At 56.1% G+C, this 18,015-nt stretch carries 19 protein-coding genes; 8 read left to right on the forward strand and 11 right to left on the reverse strand.

The features are described from left to right. The first annotated feature begins 147 nt into the window (after positions 1-147). The gene (locus tag AC1RSM_RS00005; protein WP_492928201.1) at positions 148-513 is read left to right on the forward strand and encodes a DUF4870 family protein; all 366 of its coding nucleotides are present in this window, start codon (positions 148-150) and stop codon (positions 511-513) included. 119 nt (positions 514-632) lie between these two features. Here the strand turns inward: AC1RSM_RS00005 and AC1RSM_RS00010 are convergent, their stop codons facing one another. The 3 genes from AC1RSM_RS00010 to AC1RSM_RS00020 all read right to left on the reverse strand — a co-directional run bounded on the left by AC1RSM_RS00010 (position 633) and on the right by AC1RSM_RS00020 (position 3,063). Then, positions 633-1,211 carry a hypothetical protein gene (locus AC1RSM_RS00010; protein ID WP_492928202.1) on the reverse strand — a complete coding sequence of 193 codons (579 nt, stop codon included), beginning with the start codon at positions 1,209-1,211 and terminating at the stop codon, positions 633-635. Positions 1,212-1,240: 29 nt separating this feature from the next. Then, positions 1,241-2,677 (reverse strand): cryptochrome/photolyase family protein, encoded by a 1,437-nt coding sequence (locus AC1RSM_RS00015; protein WP_492928204.1) that lies wholly within the window; start codon positions 2,675-2,677, stop codon positions 1,241-1,243. Positions 2,678-2,784: 107 nt separating this feature from the next. Next, complete coding sequence (locus AC1RSM_RS00020) at positions 2,785-3,063, reverse strand: SWIB/MDM2 domain-containing protein (protein WP_492928206.1); 279 nt, start codon at positions 3,061-3,063, stop codon at positions 2,785-2,787. Positions 3,064-3,384: 321 nt separating this feature from the next. Here AC1RSM_RS00020 and pyrC point away from each other — a divergent pair, with 321 nt between their 5' ends. Continuing rightward, positions 3,385-4,443, forward strand: a complete 1,059-nt coding sequence (pyrC, locus tag AC1RSM_RS00025) for a dihydroorotase (protein ID WP_492928208.1) — start codon at positions 3,385-3,387, stop codon at positions 4,441-4,443. A gap of 86 nt (positions 4,444-4,529) precedes the next feature. Beyond that, on the forward strand, positions 4,530-5,330 hold the full coding sequence (locus tag AC1RSM_RS00030) for a hypothetical protein (protein WP_492928211.1): 801 nt from the start codon (positions 4,530-4,532) through the stop codon (positions 5,328-5,330). A gap of 3 nt (positions 5,331-5,333) precedes the next feature. Here AC1RSM_RS00030 and ruvB read toward each other — a convergent pair whose 3' ends face one another. Further along, positions 5,334-6,404, reverse strand: coding sequence for a Holliday junction branch migration DNA helicase RuvB (ruvB, locus tag AC1RSM_RS00035; RefSeq protein WP_492928213.1), 1,071 nt, complete (start codon positions 6,402-6,404; stop codon positions 5,334-5,336). A gap of 201 nt (positions 6,405-6,605) precedes the next feature. On the opposite strand from ruvB, the gene AC1RSM_RS00040 reads away from it, so the two are divergent. Next, a complete protein-coding gene (locus AC1RSM_RS00040) occupies positions 6,606-7,565 on the forward strand; it encodes a threo-3-hydroxy-L-aspartate ammonia-lyase (protein WP_492928215.1) in 960 nt (319 codons plus the stop codon). A 249-nt stretch (positions 7,566-7,814) separates the two neighbouring features. On the opposite strand, the gene ruvA is transcribed toward AC1RSM_RS00040, so the two are convergent. From ruvA to AC1RSM_RS00070, 6 genes are all read right to left on the reverse strand, one after another. After that, positions 7,815-8,396: a Holliday junction branch migration protein RuvA gene (gene ruvA / locus AC1RSM_RS00045; protein ID WP_492928217.1), complete on the reverse strand. Its 582-nt coding sequence runs from the start codon at positions 8,394-8,396 to the stop codon at positions 7,815-7,817. 18 nt (positions 8,397-8,414) lie between these two features. Beyond that, positions 8,415-8,960 (reverse strand): crossover junction endodeoxyribonuclease RuvC, encoded by a 546-nt coding sequence (gene ruvC, locus AC1RSM_RS00050; protein ID WP_492928219.1) that lies wholly within the window; start codon positions 8,958-8,960, stop codon positions 8,415-8,417. 1 nt (position 8,961) lies between these two features. Next, a complete protein-coding gene (purH, locus tag AC1RSM_RS00055; protein WP_492928221.1) occupies positions 8,962-10,554 on the reverse strand; it encodes a bifunctional phosphoribosylaminoimidazolecarboxamide formyltransferase/IMP cyclohydrolase in 1,593 nt (530 codons plus the stop codon). 26 nt (positions 10,555-10,580) lie between these two features. Continuing rightward, entirely contained in the window at positions 10,581-10,820 is a 240-nt protein-coding gene (locus AC1RSM_RS00060; RefSeq protein WP_003803089.1) for a helix-turn-helix domain-containing protein, read from the reverse strand. 55 nt (positions 10,821-10,875) lie between these two features. Then, positions 10,876-11,871, reverse strand: coding sequence for a tRNA dihydrouridine synthase DusB (dusB, locus tag AC1RSM_RS00065; protein WP_492928224.1), 996 nt, complete (start codon positions 11,869-11,871; stop codon positions 10,876-10,878). A gap of 94 nt (positions 11,872-11,965) precedes the next feature. Beyond that, complete coding sequence (locus AC1RSM_RS00070; RefSeq protein ID WP_492928227.1) at positions 11,966-13,126, reverse strand: FAD-dependent monooxygenase; 1,161 nt, start codon at positions 13,124-13,126, stop codon at positions 11,966-11,968. Positions 13,127-13,262: 136 nt separating this feature from the next. Here AC1RSM_RS00070 and AC1RSM_RS00075 point away from each other — a divergent pair, with 136 nt between their 5' ends. The 4 genes from AC1RSM_RS00075 (at position 13,263) to AC1RSM_RS00090 (ending at position 16,788) form a co-directional block, all read left to right on the forward strand. After that, the gene (locus tag AC1RSM_RS00075; protein WP_492928231.1) at positions 13,263-13,712 is read left to right on the forward strand and encodes a TM2 domain-containing protein; all 450 of its coding nucleotides are present in this window, start codon (positions 13,263-13,265) and stop codon (positions 13,710-13,712) included. A 341-nt stretch (positions 13,713-14,053) separates the two neighbouring features. Beyond that, positions 14,054-14,389 carry a hypothetical protein gene (locus tag AC1RSM_RS00080; RefSeq protein ID WP_492928234.1) on the forward strand — a complete coding sequence of 112 codons (336 nt, stop codon included), beginning with the start codon at positions 14,054-14,056 and terminating at the stop codon, positions 14,387-14,389. A 30-nt stretch (positions 14,390-14,419) separates the two neighbouring features. Then, positions 14,420-15,274, forward strand: coding sequence for a cytochrome c oxidase assembly protein (locus AC1RSM_RS00085; RefSeq protein WP_492928237.1), 855 nt, complete (start codon positions 14,420-14,422; stop codon positions 15,272-15,274). A 17-nt stretch (positions 15,275-15,291) separates the two neighbouring features. After that, positions 15,292-16,788: a M48 family metalloprotease gene (locus AC1RSM_RS00090; protein WP_492928239.1), complete on the forward strand. Its 1,497-nt coding sequence runs from the start codon at positions 15,292-15,294 to the stop codon at positions 16,786-16,788. A gap of 38 nt (positions 16,789-16,826) precedes the next feature. On the opposite strand, the gene AC1RSM_RS00095 is transcribed toward AC1RSM_RS00090, so the two are convergent. Then, on the reverse strand, positions 16,827-17,918 hold the full coding sequence (locus AC1RSM_RS00095) for a YheT family hydrolase (RefSeq protein WP_492931396.1): 1,092 nt from the start codon (positions 17,916-17,918) through the stop codon (positions 16,827-16,829). Between the last annotated feature and the right edge of the window lie 97 nt (positions 17,919-18,015).

The raw sequence follows: 18,015 nt of genomic DNA on the forward strand, positions 1-18,015 counted from the left end.
CTGCTTGTGGGGGTTTTGTTTTGTGCGCTCGAAATAGACATCCACGACCAACGGTGGCGTACCTGCCACGGTCATACAGTTAAAGCTCAAAGTATGGGTAAAATGGTTCGGTATAGTTATTGTTAATGCTTGTTTCAGGAGAACCGAATGAATCAGCCCATTAGCCCCGAGCTTGAACCAGGCTTGTCGCTGCGCAAGATTACGCACATCTGCTACGGCTTGTTTTCTCTGGCTATGATCAGCGCAGGTATCTTCGGTGCTGCGGCAGTAGCAGCTGTGATTCTTGCCTACGTCAAACGCGGTGATGCATCCGGCACGATCTATGCCAGTCATCTGGACTGGGTCATCAAAACATTCTGGTGGGGTCTGCTCTGGATGGTGCTGAGCGCCTTGTTGACCACCATCTTTATTGGTTGGGTGACGGCTCTGGTCGCGCTTGTCTGGATTATCCACCGTCTGGTTAAAGGCTGGTTGGCCTTGTCGGGTGGCCAGGCTTTAGGCCACGATTACTAAACTGGCTATTTCCCAGACGGAAGTTTTAAAAAAGGTGCTCTTTGAGCACCTTTTTTTATATCTGCAGGATAGGGTATATGGACCCGCTACGTGAGTAGCCGCTTGGCCACCTACCTTTATCAAGGCACCAGCAAATGAATTTGTTCAATATGCATGTGGTGCAAGCATTCGCGTAACAGCAAGAGATAGGCGCCCAAGTTCTGATTGTTGACCAGCTTATGAACATTGTCCAAGGAGGCGGTGTCGATCATTTTCAGACTGATAGACCCTTGGCTGGCAGCGGCATAGAGCGTGAACAGGTCGTCAATAGTGTCGCGGCTGAGAATATGTTGTTCTGTTCCCTGAGCCTCGTTTAGCCAGAGGCTAAGTTCTTCTGCAAGCTCGCCACTGGCAAACACCATAAACTGACGCAGATCCAAGCTGGCGGGCATGATGGCGTCTTCAACCACCTCGATAGCATGCTCTAACTGTGCCGCGCGTGAACTGGAATCCGCAAAGCAACTGGCCAGGAGCTGGACCCCACTGAGTTCGGGGAATTGCTCGGTATGAACGGGCACGCCTTTGTGCGCCAAGCTGATTTCAGCCATATCTGTGCTGAAGTGCAGCACGGCGACTTGAGCCTGAGGGTGGGCGGCTTGCAGATTCTTCAGCAACGCGGGAGTGCTTGTATGAGGTGGTGGTCTAGAGCTGTCTGACATAGATATCCTTAAAGCGTATTTCACTCTATTTAATCTGAGGTCACGGTTTTTTGAAACAAGGCCAAGGCAAGAAGCCTTTGTGCATCATGATCCACGATAGGGGTAGGGTAGTGCTCACCCAAGGAAAACTCGAGTGGGAGCTGTTTAGCCTGCCAAGGGGCGTGAATAGCCTGTTTATCCAGAGCGGCTAATTCGGGCACATAGCGCCGAATGAATTGTCCTTCCGGATCGAATTTACGTGATTGGGTGACGGGATTAAAGATGCGAAAGTAAGGTTGCGCGTCACAGCCGGTGGAGGCTGCCCATTGCCAGCCACCCACATTCGAGGCCATATCGTAGTCAAGCAGCTTCTCTGCAAAGTATTGCTCACCCCAACGCCAGTCTATCAGCAAGTCCTTGACCAGAAAGGAAGCGCTGATCATTCGCAGCCGGTTATGCATATAGGCAGACTGGTTAAGCTGACGCATTGCCGCATCCACAATGGGATAGCCAGTTTGTCCATTTTTCCAGGCCTCGAACCAGTCTTTGCGATTAGGAAAGGCCAAGTTTTTATAAGCTGGCTTGAAGCTCTCTGTGGCACTCTCTGGGTGGTGCCATAGAAACTGCTGATAAAACTCTCGCCAGATCAGCTCGCTAAGCCAGGTGGCAGCACCTTCGGAATCACTGGGCCAGGCAAGGGAAACCGCCTGACGAACTGACAAGGTGCCAAAACGCAGGTGGGGAGCCAGATAAGACACACCCCGTTGAGCAGGAAAGTCCCGGCGTTCTTGATAGGCATGAATTCTGGGCTCGAATTGCTCCAGTAAAGTCTGTGCACCTTGCCAGCCGGCGGGGTTCAGCAGCCTTCCCCGCTGACTGTCACTGAAACCTAGGTCGGCCAAGCTGGGTAGGGTTTGTGCGGGAAGTTGAGCCCACTTCCCTTCAGAGCAATCGTAGGCCTGTACATCCTGCGCACGTATGCGGCTAAGCCAATTGCGTTTGTACGGCGTGAAGACGGTGTAGGGCTGTTGCTGTTGAGTCAGAGTTTCATCACGGGCGAAGATGAGCTGATCTTTAGATAGGGCCAGGGTACGGCCTTGCTCGGCCAATGTTCGCGCGATAGCCTGGTCACGAGCGATAGCTGCGGGCTCATAGTCTTCATTGGCATAGATTGTCTGCGCATTGAGCTTGGCCGCCAGTTCAGGGATCTTTTGCTTAGGATTGCCGTAAACGCAGATGAGCTCGCTGCCGCGCTGGTGAAGTAAATCTTGTACCTGTAGCAGGCTGTCGTGGATAAAGACCAGTCTTAAGTCGTCTGCCGGTAGAGGCTCCAGAATGGTGCTGTCAAAAATGAATACACAGGCGACGGGCAGACCGCTGGATAAGGCGTGATGCAAAGCGGCATGATCGTGCAGGCGCAAGTCTCGGCGCAGCCAGCACAATACGCGCGGCTCAGTATGGGGTGGGGTGTAAGTGTGAGTCGACATGGCAAGGTGAAAGCAGGGCGGGCTTGTGCCGCGCCATGAAAAAAGGCCGCGGCTGAAAACTCAGCGTCGCGGCCCGATAGTGCCTAAGGTGCGTAGGCACCCCTTGCTTATTTCAGGTGGGCGCTGACCAGTTTAGTCAGTTCGAACATGGAGACCTGTTCCTTTCCGAACAAGGGACGCAGCTTATCGTCAGCATTGATGTTGCGACGGTTTTTGGGGTCCTGAAGATCGTGCTTCTTTATGTATTCCCAGATCTTCTTGGTCACTTCAGTACGCGGCAGCGCGCCAGGGCCAATCACCGCAGCCAGGGTCGGGCTAGGAGTGAGTGGTTTCATGAAGGCTGCATTGGGTTTGCGGGTAGCAGGCTTTTTTTCAGTGCTGGCCATGAACGGAACTCCTGAGAAACGAGTTGAAGGGGCGGGTTATGCGCTAGGGCACGACTTGTCTGTCAGCATACCGTGATACCCCCTGTACATCCAAGCCCTTTGTGCGTATGAGCTTTTCTGGTCTGTAAGCAGATTTTCCAGTGTTTACAGCCTGCTGCATTGCACCCTGAATTCGGGCTGGGCATTCCTGTGCGCAATCATGCGCGGGGCAGGTAGCTGTAGCATAATGATGGATTCGGCCTGCTGAAAGGCAATGTTCACGCTTGTTGCTTTATTGACGGTCATAAAGCTGCGGCGTTTTGTTTGATATTGAGTATAGAGATGAGCCCTACTGTGGATACCCTAGTAATACGTCGCCCTGATGATTGGCATTTGCACTTGCGTGACGGCGCGGTGCTGGAATCGGTGTTGGGCCATACTGCGGCGCAATTTGGTCGGGCCATCATCATGCCTAACCTGACTCCTCCTGTCACCACGACGGAGCAGGCATTGGCATACCGCGAGCGTATCTTGACTGCCTTGGGCAAGACCGAGTACGTCGGAAAGTTCGAACCCTTGATGACACTGTATTTGACCGACAATACCCAGCCAGATGAAATCCGCCGTGCTAAAGACAGCGGCGTCGTGCACGGGGTAAAACTGTATCCCGCCGGGGCGACGACTAATTCCGACGCGGGTGTCACCGATTTGTTGAAAAACTGTTCCAAAGTGCTGGAGCAGATGCAGGAATCAGGTATGCCATTGTTGATGCATGGTGAAGTCACTGATCCTCGTATTGACTTATTTGACCGCGAAGCCGTCTTTATTGAGCAGGTCATGATCCCCATGCGTAAGGCATTCCCGGAGCTGAAGGTGGTATTTGAGCACCTGACGACAGCAGAAGGAGCCGAGTATGTCAGCCAGGCAGAGGGCCCGGTGGCCGCCACCATTACTGCACATCACCTGCTGTATAACCGCAATGCCTTGTTCCAAGGGGGGCTGCAGCCGCACTGGTACTGTTTGCCGGTTCTGAAACGTGAGAAGCACCGTCAGGCCTTGTTGGCTGCTGCCACCAGCGACAGCAATCGTTTCTTCCTGGGAACAGACAGCGCTCCGCACTCCCGTAGCCGTAAGGAACAAAGCTGTGGCTGTGCGGGCTGCTACACGGCACTGCACGCTATGGAGCTGTATGCCACGGCCTTTGACAAAGCCGGGCGCCTGGACCGTCTGGAGGCGTTTGCCAGCCTGAATGGGCCCGCTTTTTACAACCTGCCTGTCAATGAACAGACCATGACCTTGAAACGCGGCGAGTTCTTGATTCCCGAGTCAGTGGAAATGGCGGGTGAGCCGCTCATCCCTCTGGCTGCGGGTGAATCTCTGAACTGGAGTGTGGTGAGCTAAGTATTAAAGACACGGCCCGTCTCAGGTCTTGAAAACAGATTGGGGCGGGCAGGTCTTGATACCTCGTTTCACCGCGTGATAAGTCCGTGGATACAGTTTTTCTTGATGTTGCGTGGTCCGCCCTTGCGGTACGCATGGTGGCGACGGGCTTGGTTGTCGTGTTGGTGTCCTGGTCCGTAGGAGCCTTTGGGCCGCTGATTGGCGGTGCTTTAGCGGGTTTGCCCATGGTGCTGGGGCCAGGGTTTTATTTTCTGGCGCAACAGTTTCCGGCCGATTACGTGCAGCAGGCGGCCACCTATGCGGTGTATTCGCTCAGTGCGACCCAGCTGTTTTTGCTGTTGATCATCTTGTGCGCTCCCACCTTGTCGCCCTGGCGCACCTTGTTGTGCGCGGTGCTTGGCTGGGCAGCTGCCGCTTTTATGCTGTCCTTCATGCCCGTGCAGCCTTGGTTGGGCATTACTTTGTTCATTGCCATTACGGCCTTTAGTCTGCGCATGTCACGTCGCCTGGCAGGTATGAAGGGGACAAGTAAAGCTGCAGCTGGCTGGGGCTTGCTGATATTCAGAGGGACACTGGCAGGCTTGTTGGTCGCTGTCGTGACTACGAGCAGCTCTTTGCTGGGACCTAGCCTGTCAGGCCTGATTATGGCCTTTCCTATTGGCTACACCGTGGTGGCGGTGACCATTCATCAAACTCTGGGAGCAGGCAGTCTTGTGGCCACCTTACGCTCGGCCTTGTGGGGCACAGGTAGCTTGGCGGGGTTCTGCAGCACGCTGGCGCTAAGTTTCACCTACTTTCACTGGCTGACAGCCTTATTACTGGCTGCTGCCGTGTCCATCGCCATTACTTTGACGCTGGTTTTCCGCCCTTGGGCACGCCGGGCTTAAGGTTTATTCAGCGTCGAATAGCTCCTGACCCTGAGTGTTGCGTGGCGGCGTAAGCCCCAGGTGACGCCAGGTGTTCAGGGTTGCAATGCGGCCGCGTGGGGTGCGTTGCAGGAAACCATGTTGAATCAGGTAGGGCTCGATCACATCTTCGATGGTGTCACGCTCTTCACCAATGGCTGCTGCCAAGCTGTCTACGCCCACCGGCCCACCATCAAATCTGTGGATGATGGCTTCCAGCAGCTTTCTGTCCATCAGATCTAAACCTTGCGGGTCTACTTCCAGCATAGCCAAGGCGGCTTGTGCGCACTCAGTGTGGATGATTCCGCCTGTCTTTACCTCGGCATAGTCGCGCACACGTCGCAACAAGCGGTTGGCAATACGGGGGGTGCCGCGTGAACGGCGGGCAATTTCGTAAGTCCCTTCGTCCGTGGTGCTGACATTTAACAGCCGAGCACTGCGTGCCACGATGTGGGTCAGGTCTTTGACATCGTAAAACTCCAGGCGGGACACAATGCCAAAGCGGTCTCGCAAGGGGTTGGTCAACATGCCAGCGCGGGTGGTCGCACCCACCAGGGTAAAGGGCTGCAAATCCAATTTGACACTACGTGCTGCCGGGCCTTCACCAATCAGAATATCAATCTGAAAGTCTTCCAGCGCGGGGTACAGGATTTCCTCCACGACGGGCGAGAGACGGTGAATCTCGTCAATAAACAAGACGTCGTTGGGTTCCAGATTAGTCAGCAAGGCGGCCAGATCACCAGGGCGTTCCAGCACGGGGCCGGAGGTCTGGCGCAGGTTCACCCCCATCTCATGGGCAATGATGTGCGCCAGGGTGGTTTTGCCCAAGCCGGGCGGGCCAAAGAGTAAGACGTGATCCAAGGCTTCCTGGCGTTGCCGTGCAGCAGCAATAAAGATTTCCAACTGCTCGCATGCCCGCGCCTGTCCCACATAGTCGTCCAGCATCTTGGGCCGTAAGGCGCGCTCGATGGACTCTTCGTTGGGCGACAAGGGTTTGGGCGTGATGATGCGCTGTTCAGAAGGCAGGCTGGAGAGCGAATCGGAGTGAATTGCCATGATGACTAAGCTGATTGAATATACAGTATGGTACACCAAGCGCTAGCCGCCTGAGTACTGGGGACCCATCCATAGGGCAAGCAGCTGCACTTCAACCTCGTGCGCCGGGATGCCATGGCCGATTTTGTGTTGGCGGGTCTAGGCCTCTTTGCCAGGCATCCCGCATAATGTGGGCTGGATTTTTCAATCGAGATCTTAGCCATGTCCCTGGAATTACCTGATTTTTCTGATGTTGTGGCGGCCGCAGAGCGCTTGGCACCTGTAGCCCACCGCACGCCGGTATTGACTTCAAGCACCCTGAATGAGCGCCTGAATGGCGAAGTCTACTTCAAGTGCGAGAACTTTCAGCGTATTGGCGCTTTCAAGTTTCGAGGTGGTTTCAATGCCTTGGCGCGTTTAACGGCTGAACAGAAAAAGGCCGGTGTGGTGGCATTTTCTTCTGGCAACCATGCCCAGGCCGTGGCCTTGTCGGCCAAGCTGTTGGGAATTCCCGCCACCATCATCATGAATTCCGATGCCCCTGCTGCCAAGCTGGCGGCAACGCGCGGTTATGGGGCCAAAGTGATTGAATATGATCGCTTGACTGAAGACCGTGCCCAGATTGCACAAACGCTGGTAGAGCGTGAAGGCCTGACTTTGATTCCGCCTTTTGCTCATCCTGATGTGATTGCGGGTCAGGGGACTGCGGCACTGGAGCTGTTCCAGGAAGTCCCTGATTTGCAGCAGTTCTATGTTCCTTTAGGGGGAGGTGGTTTGTTGTCGGGTTGCCTGCTGGCGGCCAAGGCAATGGCTCCTCATTGCGAAGTCTTTGGGGTGGAGCCTCAGGCAGGCGATGATGCCCAGCAGTCTTTACGTAGTGGGGAGATCGTCAAGATTGCACCTCCCGCATCGATTGCTGATGGTGCTTTGACGCAAGCCTTGGCTCCCATGACTTTTGAATTGATAAGTAGCATGGTCACCGATATTTTGACGGTGCCTGATGACGAGTTGGTTCAGGCCATGCGTTTCTTTGCAGAACGAATGAAGATGGTGGTGGAGCCTACCGGATGTCTAGGGGCTGCGGCCGTCATGCGTCAGGGGGATCTGCAAGGCCGTAAAGTAGGTGTGCTGATCAGTGGCGGTAATGTGGATGTTTCCAACTTGGGGCGACTGCTTGCCTGATCGCTGGAATTATTTCTGAGCGCAGGAAAGACAGGCGTCCACTCTCCAAACAGTGGGTCACACTTGACTGGCGAACCAGCGAACCAGCGAACCAGCGAACCAGCGAACCAGCGAACCAGCGAACCAGCGAACCGATGAACAGGTAAGCAGGTAAGTAGGCAAGCAGATAAGCAGGCAAGTAGACAAGAGCGCAGAAACAAAAGGGGCCGTTCACATGAACGGCCCCTTTTTTATACGTAACAGCCCTTGTTATCCGCGGGATAAGGATTTCAAAGCCTGTTTGATCCCTTCAGATACATCAATATCATCGGGCAAGGTCTTGACCGCCAAACTGGCTTCCTTATTGGAATATCCCAGTGCTTCCAGTGCGTGCAAAACATCATCACGGCTATTGGGGACGGCGTTGACAGTACCACCTGTACCTAGATCGGCACCTAGTTTGCCACGCAATTCCAGCAGCAGACGTTCAGCTGTTTTCTTGCCAATACCGGGAACCTTTACCAGACGCGCTGTTTCCTGGCGCGTGATGGCATCTGCCAGTTCGTCGGCACTCATGCCCGACAACAGCGATAAAGCGGTACGGGCTCCAATGCCAGTTACTTTGATCAAGGCTTTGAACGTGCTGCGCTCATTCAGGCTGGAAAAGCCAAACAGCACATGAGCATCCTCACGAATCGCCAAGTGCGTGAACAGGGTGACCTGTGCGCCCAGTTCCGGCATTTGGTAGAGCGTGCTCATGGGGACATCAATTTCGTAACCGACTCCGCCCACATCCACACAGATGGTAGGAGGGTGTTTTTCGATCAAGGTACCCCGAATGCGACCTATCATGACATTCCTTCTGGATAGTTAACCCAAGATCCGGCCAGCGCGAATGCGGCGGCGCGGACCTGTCGTTATGGCTCCGCTTTTTTGCAGGCCGCCCACCACGCTGGCGTGATGAGCATGACTGATGGCGCAGGCCAGCGCATCGGCCGAGTCAGGTGCGGGCAGGCCATTTAATTGCAGCAGCCGCTGGACCATCAGTTGTATTTGTTCTTTGGCGGCATGGCCGCTGCCAGTGACCGTTTTTTTGATCTGCAAGGCAGTGTATTCATGCACATCCAGGCCACCCACGGCCAAGGCGCACAAGGCAGCACCCCGTGCTTGCCCCAGCAGCAGGGTAGAGGCGGGATTGCTGTTTACAAAGACTTTTTCAATGGCAGAGGTATCGGGCTTGCTTTGTTCAATCACTTCGGTGATATGAGTGAGAATCCGCTTTAGCCGCTCTGCAAGAGGCAGGTCGGACGGGACCACAATGGTCCCGCTGGCCACGTAGAGCAATCTGGGCCCCTGGACATCAATCACACCGAAACCGGTGCGACGCAAGCCAGGGTCTATGCCCAGAATTCGCATCTTAGTGACGGAAGTGACGTGTGCCGGTCAGGACCATGGCAATTCCACGCTCGTTGGCGGCGGCAATGACTTCGTCATCGCGCACACTGCCACCGGGTTGAATCACGCAGGTCGCGCCAGCTTCGGCGACGACATCCAGACCGTCGCGGAAAGGGAAGAAAGCATCGGATGCGACGGCTGAACCTTGCAGGGTCAGACCAGCATTTTCAGCCTTGATGGAGGCAATTCGCGCGGAGTCCACACGGCTCATCTGGCCGGCACCGACGCCCAGCGTCATGCCTTGTCCGCAGAACACGATGGCATTGGACTTAACGTACTTGGCCACGTTCCAGGCAAACAGCATGTCTTGCATTTGTTGGGCAGTAGGCTGAACTTGCGTGACAACCTTGAAGGCTTCCGTACTGTCGCGGAAGGTGTCGGGTGTTTGCACCAACCAGCCACCACCGACGCGCTTCACGTCAAAAGCATTGTGCGCCTGACCAGGCTGGATGCTCAGCACGCGCACGTTTTTCTTGGCCGCGAACACGTCCAGGGCGCCCTGGGTGTAGGAGGGAGCTAGCAAGACTTCAACAAACTGGCTGCTGATGGCTTGGGCAGCCGCTTCATCCACTTCACGGTTGAAGGCAATAATGCCGCCAAAAGCCGAGGTGGGGTCAGTCTGGAAGGCTTTGCGGTAGGCTTGCTCAGCAGTTTCACCCAGAGCAACACCACAAGGGTTAGCGTGTTTGACGATGACGCAAGCGCCTGCATCGAAACTGCGTACACATTCCCAGGCGGCATCCGCATCCGCAATATTGTTGTAGGACAGCTCTTTGCCCTGCAATTGCTTGTAGCGACCCAGCAGGCCTTCACCGATGCTGGCATCGGTGTAGAAAGCGGCGCTTTGGTGAGGATTCTCGCCATAGCGCAGAGTCTGCTGCTGTTTGAGCTGAATGGTCAGCACATTAGGCCAAGTGTTGGTTTCGGGCGCGCTGTCTTGGGCTGGCTCAGCTTGAGCCAGACTGCTCAGGTAGGCTGCAATTGCACCGTCGTAGGCCGCTGTGTGGGCATAGACTTTGGCAGCCAGTTCCAGACGCAGGCCGTAAGAAGGATGACCGGCGGGGCCGTCCACATCCGCCAGTACACGCTTGTAGTCGGCAGGATCAATAACGACACAGGCGCCGCCTTCAGGGGTGCCGTGGTTCTTGGCGGCTGCGCGCAGCATGGCAGGGCCACCAATGTCGATGTTTTCTACAGCATCGGCAAATGTGCAGCCAGGCTTGGCAATGGTTTCACGAAACGGGTACAGGTTTACGACCAGCAGATCGATGCGGTCAATACCGTGCTCTTCAAGCGTCTTCAGGTGTTCGGCGCTGTCGCGGCGTGCCAGCAGGCCACCGTGAATCTTGGGATGCAGTGTCTTGACACGGCCATCCAGAATTTCCGGCGAACCGGTGTGCTGGGCCACTTCGGTAACGGTCAGGCCGGCTTGGGCCAGCAGCTTGGCAGTACCACCCGTGGATAAAAGCCGTACCCCGCGCTGGGCAAGGGCTTGAGCAAACTCGACAATACCGGTTTTGTCGGAGACAGAGAGAAGAGCTGTCTGGATTTTCATGGAAGGTGAGACGTGAGAGTTAGGAATCAGGGTTGCAGATTGTGGGCGCTAAGCTTTTTGCGCAGGGTACTGCGCGTGATGCCCAGCATTTCTGCGGCCTTGGATTGGTTGCCGGCGGATTTCTCCAGAGCAACTTGCAGGACAGGCCGTTCCACGCAGGAGATGACCATCGACAACAGATCGCGTGGCTCGGATTCGCCCAGATCGGCGAAGTAGCGTTCGAGGCGTTCACGTACGGACTGTTCTAGTGGGTTGGTCGTTGACATTTTTTTCTGAAGGTATACGTAGTACTTAAATACAAAAGAGCCACACAGCCGTCTTCTATTGGAGGTAGGGCTGGTCCAGTTCGCATTCTTGAAACCAGTGAGTAATGGCTTCTAATTGATCTGCACAGTTTTCGATACGATTAATCTGATCCAGCCAGTGTCGGGAGTCAGGCATGTCCGACAGATACCAGCCAATATGCTTGCGAGCAGTACGTACACCAGTGTGCTGCCCGTAGAAAGCGTAATGGTCTTGCAGGTGTTCGATCATGCAATCACGCAGTTCGCCAAAAGTGGGCGCTGCGCGATGTTCACCATGTTCGAGGTAATGCAGGATTTCCCGGAAAATCCAGGGGCGCCCTTGCGCGGCCCGACCGATCATGACGGCATCCGCTCCGGTGTACTCTAGTACGAATTTTGCCTTTTCGGGACTATCGATATCCCCATTGGCGATGACCGGAATAGAGAGACTGTTTTTGACTTCGCGTATGGTGTCGTATTCGGCATGGCCCTGATAAAAGTCGCAGCGGGTGCGGCCATGCAAGGTCAATGCGGCAATGCCGATATCTTCGGCCAAGCGGGCAATACGAACAGCATTGCGCGATTGCGCATCCCAGCCGGTGCGGGTCTTGAGTGTAACCGGAACCTGGTGGGGAGTACATGCCTTGACAACGTGTTCAAGGATTTCAACGATACGGGCTTCATCGCGCAGCAGGGCAGAACCGGACGCCACATTACAGACTTTCTTGGCCGGACAGCCCATATTAATGTCGATGATGCGCGCGCCTTTGCTAATGTTGAACACGGCAGCTTCGGCCATCATTTCCGGGTCGGAACCGGCGATCTGGACGGCGACAGGGTCAGCTTCGCCCTCGTGGTTCAGGCGTCGTGCTGTCTTGACGCTGTCCCACAAACGCTTATTGCTGGCCGCCATTTCCGAGACCGCGTAACCGGCGCCCAAGGCTTTGCACAGACGACGATAAGGTCTGTCTGTAACTCCAGCCATGGGGGCAATGAAAATGGGATTGGGAAGGGTCCAGGGGCCGATGCGCATGAAAAAGATTTTAACCCTGCAACACGGGGTCGTGGGCAAGGACTTACAAGAGAAAGGTGGAAGGCCCCGCGTTGGGGCCGGTCGATAGTCGTGTTTAGGCGCGCATGCCTTGCAACAGTTGTCGCGCAAAAGGTTGGCGCGCGAAAGGCAGGGTGTCCATGGCCAGTAAACCCAGACCGCAGGCGTGTTGAATCAGTGGATTCTTGGTGGCGAACAGGCGGGGCAAGGTATCGGTGATGGCGGCGGTAAGCCAACGGTCGGGACGACGCAGTCGAGCATAGCGCGCTAAAAATGGGCCAGGGTGCTGGCGGCAATCTGCTTGCCAGGCGGCCAGGCACTGTGACAATTGCGCGACATCCCGCAGCCCCAGATTCAGACCTTGGCCTGCAACCGGGTGCAATGTCTGCGCCGCATTGCCTACTGCCAGCAGGCGCTCCGACAGGCGGCTGGGACCTGCATGAAAGGCCAAGGGAAAGATATGGCGTTTGGAAACCAGCTCCAGACGGCCCAGACGTTCGCCAAAGGCTTGCATCAGTTCAGCCTGGAATTGAGCGACAGGCAGATCTGCCAGAGCTTGGCTGCGCTCCGGGCTATTGCACCAGACAATCCCGTACAGATCGGGGGCATCAGGATGGGGAAGGGCGGCGAAAGGGCCGTTGTCGGTAAAGCGTTCATACGCCCAGCCTTGTTGTGGCTGGCTGGCGCGCACGGTAGTCAGCAAAGCATGTTGACCGTAATCGCGTTGTACGCCGCGGGGACGCACGCCATCGCATTGCACGGCAATCAAGGCGCTGGCTTGACCGTCGTCGTGATCCACCAGGATTTGGGTGGGGGCGGAATGGGTTTGCGCAGCTTGGGCGGGCAGCAGAGTGACGCCACTCTCGCGCAGGCGTGCGTGCAGGTTCCAGAGCAAGTCGTCGTAATGGACCACGGCTCCCAGATCGGGTACGCCTAACTCGTCGGCTTGTATCAAGCAGCGGCCCAGACGTCCTTTTTGCGACACGTGTACCGTGCGCATCAGGGCGGCCCGTTCTGGCCAGGCCTTGAGCTGATTCATGATCAGGCGGCGGCTACCGTGATTCAGTGCCAGGGTGCGCGGATCGCCCTGGGCGTGTTCGGTGCTGGCCAGATTGAAGTTTTTCCCCAGAACGGCGATGCGTGACGGGCTTGGGTGCTGGGCAGCCAGCATTAGCGCCAAAGATGCGCCTACAGGACCGGCACCACAGATGGCGATGTCGTAGTCGGTGGCATTCATGGGGACCTCATGACGGCAAGGAAGTAATTCAGGTATTGTACGGGAAGGTGGCTGCCAAATAGACCTTAAGCAGGCCTTCAGACATATGGCAGCTGTGCGCAATGGCCAGAGCACAAGACCGGATGGGATGCCCCGCATGTCTCAGCAGACTTTGTCACTTGAACAAACCAGAGCTTTTCGCCATAAAGTCACCGCCGCGTGGCTGTCTCTTTTATTAGGGGCTGTGGGCGCCCATGGGCGATATCTGGGTAGGCGCTACTGGTATGCGCCGCTCGTGTTTACCGCGCTGTGCGTCCTGGGGGCGATTGTGTTCCACCAGGGCTTGGATTCCTTATTCCCCAATTTGTTGATCCTGCCTGTCAGTGCGGGAATTGTGGAAGCCGTGATTCTGGCCTTGCGCAGCCCCCAAAATTTCGATGCCATCTATAACCCGCAAAGCAGCCAGCATAACCAGCACGGTTGGCCCAGTGTGCTGACGGCCGTTGTGGCCACGGTAGCTTTTGCCAATGTCAGCCTGTTCTGGCTGGTGCACATCATCATGGCCTTTTATCGCTACATGGGCTGGCTGGACCTGTCTGTGTATTAGACGCATCAAGTGCCTTGTAAAGTAAAGGCTTTTCCTGTGCTCTCCCTTGTGGTGGGGGCCTTGGCACGTTACAATGCAAGTTCTTTCGTTTTATAGGAGCTGTGTGGTGAATCCCGACCCCGGCGACAGTGCTAGTCGATCTAAGTTCGACTTATCTATGTCCAGGCGCGTTCAGGCCCGCTGATTCCTTCACAGCTTGCCGCGTCCTGGAAGTTTCAGGGCGTGGTGTCTTTCAGGTAGCTGTTCTGCTGCCTTAATTCCCCGCCATTTCATACTCACGAAAGCTTGTGGCTTTCCGAGTCCTGCTGTGTTGCAACATTTATGTGCAATAGGGGGAATGTATGCGTATTTTCGATCTCTTTTTGCGCCGTGCCGGCATCCAGGCTTCTGCCCTGCGTGCCCGTGCTCCTTTGTCCGTCTCGCGTTTGACGGTTGTGTGCCCTCGTGGTGATTTGGCCCAGATTCGGCGCCGCATTTATGCGGATCTGAACACCGCGGGCATCCGCGTGGCCAATGTGCAGGTAGATCATTCCGATACTCACGATACTGCTTGCGTGACCTTGACCTGCCCGCCAGAGCTGCGTGCTGAACTGATGCAACGTGCGCGCATGATTCAGGATTATCCCGGTGTACTCAATGTGAAGTGGGCAGGGCGCCAGCGTATTGCTATAAACTAAACCGCAACTGGATCTGCGGATGGCGCTGCTATGTCCTTGCTTGACTGGCTGACACCTTGGGAGTTTTCTCCTGTTCTGCTTTTGACCTTTTTCCTGGTCATTGCTTTGTACGTACAGGGGCGGAAAGTACACCGCCCCAATTTGCTGCGTCAGTGTCTGTTTTGGTCTGGTCTTTTATTACTCTATCTTTCCCTGCACACGCGCCTGGACTATTACGCTGAGCGCATGTTCTTCATCCATCGGGCCCAGCATTTGATCTTGCATCATCTGGGCCCCTTGTTGTTGATGGGCGCCTACCCGGGGCAAACACTGCGAGCTGGCCTGCCCTTAAGCTGGCGCCGTGCTTTGGCCCAATGGCTACGCCGCCCCACCGGCCGACGCGTGCAGGCAGTCCTGACCAACCCCATCCTGGTCGCCTTCCTTTTTGTGTTTCTGGTCCTGATCTGGATGCTGCCCACAGTGCAGTTCTACTCCATGCTGGATTGGCGCCTGTACCGTTTCATGAATTGGTCCGTTGTCATCAGCGGTATTTTGTACTGGAACCTGATCCTGGACCGGCGGCCTTCTCCGCCTGCACGGCTGTCTGCAGGTGGGCGTATACTTTCGCCGGTCATCACGATGGTGCCGCAAATGCTTGTGGGTGCCATCATCACCTTTACCGAGTACGATCTGTACCCCATTTTTGATTTATGTGGCCGTGCCATTCCGGGAATGGACGCCTTGGCTGACCAAGTTATGGGTGGCCTGATCATGTGGGTGCTGGCGGGCCTGGTAGAAGTGTTTGGTCTTTTGTACGCGCTGGGCACCTTGATGCGCCTGTCTGCGCGTAACCGTTTGCCAGAATCTCGCAGGCGGACAAAGGCTATGATGGCCAGGGCCAATTGATTTTGTCGGGAGTAACAATGCAGTCTAAACCCGCCCGTTCCTTGCTGTCCTTAAGTGTGGCATTGTCGCTGGCGTTCAGCGCGATTGTGCCGGTGCAGGCGCAACCCATGGGGATACCTTCTATGGGCGCTGCCTCTGGCGCTGAGTTGTCCCCCGCCTTAGAGCGGACCTTGGGCAATGCCATCATGGAGCAGGGCAGGCGGTCACCCGAATATGTGTCGGACCCGGATATCAACCAATACCTGACAGATATGGGCCGCAAGCTGGCGCAGTATGGTCCCACCATGGCGCAGCCTGTGACTGTATTCGCCTTGCGCGATAGCAGCATTAACGCCTTTGCCTTGCCCGGTGGGTACATCGGCATTCACAGTGGTCTTTTTACCGCGTCGCAGTCTGAATCGGAGTTGGCCTCGGTGCTGGCCCACGAAATTGCTCACGTGGCGCAGCGTCACGTTGCACGGGGCATTACCCAAAGTGCACAAAGCAATCATTTGTTGATCGCGGCTTTGGCGGGGGCGCTGCTGGGTGCCTTGGCCGGTAGTGGTGATCTGGCGATGGGGGCGGCGGCTTTCGGTCAGGCAGCAGCAGTAGACCGGCAGTTAGGTTTCTCGCGTCAGGCCGAGCAAGAGGCTGACCGGGTGGGCTTCGACATGTTGCTCAAGGCGGGATATGAGCCGCAAGGCATGGTGCAGATGTTTCAGCGTCTGGCTGCGGCATCGCGCTTGAATGAGCGTGCGACGGCTAATGAATACGCCAGTACTCACCCTATCTCCCAACAGCGTGAATCCGACATCGGTAACCGGGTCCGTGGTTTGCCGAGCAACAATTATCAAGATACAGCCTCGTTCTGGTATATCCGCGCCAAATTGATGGTGATGCAGGCCGGTGGCGGGCAATCGCTGCGTGTGCTGGAGCAAGGGCTGCAAAGCAATGCAAACCAGGCGAAAACTGAACTAGAGCGTTCGGCGGCGCTGTATGGCTTGGCTTATATTGCACAAGGCCGTCAGGATTATGGGCAGGCGCGCTCCCTTTTGGCACAGGCACGCGCCCAAGACAAGTATCAGGCCCCTGAGCTGGATACCCTGGATATTCGTATTGCGATTGCGGACCGGGATGTCCAGGGAGCTTTGGCCTTAGCCAAGCAGGCTTGGCAGCGTTGGCCAAAGAGTCAGGGTGTTGCCTTGGCTTATGTGCAGGTGCTGCAGCAATTGGGGCAAAACGATCAGGCCCAGTTGTTCTTGATGGACCGCATCAAGCAATGGCCGGATGTACCGCAGTTGCACCAGCTATTGGCGCAGACCTACGACAGACTGGGGGATGGCGTGAAGGCTCGCCGTGCCATGGCCGAATATTATGAATTGGTGGGGGCGCTGCCGACGGCGGTTGAGCAATTGCAGCAGGCCCGCAATCTGACTGAAGACTTCTATCAGCAGTCCGAGCTGGATACGCAAATCCGCCAATTGCGCGAGCGTGTCGAAAGTGAACGCGTGCTGCTGGAGCGGTTCCGCTCCTGATATCCGAAGCGACTTGGCCTGCCTGAGCTGGTAGCTAATTAGCTATTGGTTTCAAAGAAGCGGGCCAAGCGCGCGGGCAACCAGCCCATATTGCCCGGAATGCTGCCCGTGATGAAACCCACATGCCCGCCTTGAGCTGGCTGGTGCAGCAAGATCGAATCGGAACAATCCTGAACGGTTGGCAAGCTGGCATGCGGCACGAAAGGATCGTTGCGGGCATTCAAGACCAGCGTAGGGACTTTGATATCACGCAGCAGGGGTTTGCTGGACGCACGGGTCCAGTAATCCAGAGCATGGCTAAAACCATGCATGGGGGCGGTATAGATATCGTCAAAGTCCCGTATGGTGCGGGCCTGATTCAAGCGGGCCGTATCGACCATGCCCGGGAAACGGTGGGCCTTGTCTTGCAACTTGCGGCGCATGCTTTTCAGGAAGTAGGGCGAGTAAAACCATCGCCCCATCCGAGATTCAGACAGGTAACGACCGCAGGCCACCAAATCCAGAGGAACGGAAATAGAGGCGCAAGCCTGCAACCAAGGCAGCCCGTTGCCCGACTCACCGACAAACTTGAGCATGGCGTTGCCGCCCAATGACGTGCCAGCTGCATGCCAGCGCACATTGGGCAGATGGCTGCGAACTGTGTTCAGGATAAAGCTGATTTCTTCGGAGTCGCCCGAGTAGTAGGCGCGTGCCATGCGGTTGGGAAAGCCAGAGCATCCCCGGAAATGGGCGACCACGACAATCCAGCCACGGGCACGAAAATACTGGGCAATGGCTTGGATGTAATGGCTGCGGCTGCTGCCTTCCAGACCATGGAACAAGACCAATGCATGGGTATCTGCGCTGCTGGGCAGGCTATCCCAATCCTGGGGCTGCATCCAGCGCCGGGCGGCGGTGCGGGCCAGGTGGGCATCGGGCTGAGCGGTGGCGCCATTGGCCAGTTTGTCCGCAAATAGACCTGGCCCGGTCCAATCCAAATCCAGAAAGTCGCCATCAGGCGTATCGATCCGCTGGCGCACGAAGGCAATGTGGTGATGACGGGCAAAAAATGCCGCGTGAATGGTCTGCAGGTGTCCGCCAGGTAACCAGGCGGGCAGCGGGCAGGCGCTGGAGTCCAGACGTGCCACCACATCAGCTTGACGCCAGGGTTGCGCGTAAGCACCGGACGCAAGGTCCGGTTCTAAAGAGGCGCCAGAGGGGGGGGCAGTAGGGTCCAACGAAGCCAGA

The organism is Alcaligenes sp. GW821-FHT11D07 (assembly GCF_058808495.1).

Coding starts and splice junctions, on each gene's coding strand:
- AC1RSM_RS00005 (WP_492928201.1), top strand. CDS start 148: ATGAATCAGCCCATTAGCCCCGAGCTTGAACCAGGCTTGTCGCTGCGC.
- AC1RSM_RS00010 (WP_492928202.1), bottom strand. CDS start 1,211: ATGTCAGACAGCTCTAGACCACCACCTCATACAAGCACTCCCGCGTTG.
- AC1RSM_RS00015 (WP_492928204.1), bottom strand. CDS start 2,677: ATGTCGACTCACACTTACACCCCACCCCATACTGAGCCGCGCGTATTG.
- AC1RSM_RS00020 (WP_492928206.1), bottom strand. CDS start 3,063: ATGGCCAGCACTGAAAAAAAGCCTGCTACCCGCAAACCCAATGCAGCC.
- pyrC (WP_492928208.1), top strand. CDS start 3,385: ATGAGCCCTACTGTGGATACCCTAGTAATACGTCGCCCTGATGATTGG.
- ruvB (WP_492928213.1), bottom strand. CDS start 6,404: ATGGCAATTCACTCCGATTCGCTCTCCAGCCTGCCTTCTGAACAGCGC.
- AC1RSM_RS00040 (WP_492928215.1), top strand. CDS start 6,606: ATGTCCCTGGAATTACCTGATTTTTCTGATGTTGTGGCGGCCGCAGAG.
- ruvA (WP_492928217.1), bottom strand. CDS start 8,396: ATGATAGGTCGCATTCGGGGTACCTTGATCGAAAAACACCCTCCTACC.
- ruvC (WP_492928219.1), bottom strand. CDS start 8,960: ATGCGAATTCTGGGCATAGACCCTGGCTTGCGTCGCACCGGTTTCGGT.
- purH (WP_492928221.1), bottom strand. CDS start 10,554: ATGAAAATCCAGACAGCTCTTCTCTCTGTCTCCGACAAAACCGGTATT.
- AC1RSM_RS00060 (WP_003803089.1), bottom strand. CDS start 10,820: ATGTCAACGACCAACCCACTAGAACAGTCCGTACGTGAACGCCTCGAA.
- dusB (WP_492928224.1), bottom strand. CDS start 11,871: ATGCGCATCGGCCCCTGGACCCTTCCCAATCCCATTTTCATTGCCCCC.
- AC1RSM_RS00070 (WP_492928227.1), bottom strand. CDS start 13,126: ATGAATGCCACCGACTACGACATCGCCATCTGTGGTGCCGGTCCTGTA.
- AC1RSM_RS00075 (WP_492928231.1), top strand. CDS start 13,263: ATGTCTCAGCAGACTTTGTCACTTGAACAAACCAGAGCTTTTCGCCAT.
- AC1RSM_RS00080 (WP_492928234.1), top strand. CDS start 14,054: ATGCGTATTTTCGATCTCTTTTTGCGCCGTGCCGGCATCCAGGCTTCT.
- AC1RSM_RS00085 (WP_492928237.1), top strand. CDS start 14,420: ATGTCCTTGCTTGACTGGCTGACACCTTGGGAGTTTTCTCCTGTTCTG.
- AC1RSM_RS00090 (WP_492928239.1), top strand. CDS start 15,292: ATGCAGTCTAAACCCGCCCGTTCCTTGCTGTCCTTAAGTGTGGCATTG.